This window comes from Streptomyces niger (genome assembly GCF_000718305.1).
GTDB lineage: Bacteria > Actinomycetota > Actinomycetes > Streptomycetales > Streptomycetaceae > Streptomyces > Streptomyces niger.
Map to the genome: position 1 here is coordinate 1 of NZ_JOFQ01000103.1, position 220 is coordinate 220.

Consider the following 220-nt stretch of genomic DNA (forward strand, 5'->3'; position numbering starts at 1 on the left):
GGCGGCCTGCAGCTGCTCGCGCGCCTCGACCGCGAGGTGCACCTCGGAGCCGGTGGCGATCAGCACGGCCTGCGGCGCTGCGCTCTGCCCGTCGGCCGCCTCGGCGTCGAACAGGACGTACCCGCCCTTGGCCACGCCCTCGGCGTTGGGCTCGTAGGTCGGCACGCCCTGGCGGGTCAGCGCCAGACCGTGCGGGGCGCCCTTGCCGAACTCCTTGGTC

At 75.5% G+C, this 220-nt stretch carries 1 protein-coding gene; it reads right to left on the reverse strand.

What is annotated here, in order from left to right; all coding sequences use genetic code 11:
• A partial coding sequence (locus IF20_RS37070; RefSeq protein WP_407702613.1) for a transketolase-like TK C-terminal-containing protein occupies window positions 1-220 on the reverse strand: 220 nt, incomplete at both ends.